Genomic DNA, 217 nt, shown 5'->3' with positions numbered 1-217 from the left:
ATCATGTCGTCCGCACCGCTTTCGCTGGTCGAGCCGGACAGCATCCACATCGCGACCATGATCGTCAGGATGCCAAAGGGCACGGTGGCGACCGGAGGGATGCCGCGGACCTGCATGAGGTAGGCGGCGATGAAGAGCGCGCCGACGAAAAGCGCCCCGCTTGGCAACAGGAGCGTTCCGGCGTCGGTGGGCGTGAACGCGAGAACCGACACGGCAA

1 pseudogene is annotated in these 217 nt (G+C 65.4%); it reads right to left on the bottom strand.

The window, feature by feature from the left end:
- A pseudogene (locus tag KJQ96_RS39825) lies at nucleotides 1-217 on the bottom strand (MFS transporter); the annotation flags it as partial.

The organism is Bradyrhizobium sp. sGM-13 (genome assembly GCF_018398875.1).
Taxonomy (GTDB): domain Bacteria; phylum Pseudomonadota; class Alphaproteobacteria; order Rhizobiales; family Xanthobacteraceae; genus Bradyrhizobium.
The sequence above is the reverse complement of the archived record's forward strand: the minus strand, read 5'-3'. Positions and strand labels throughout refer to the sequence as shown.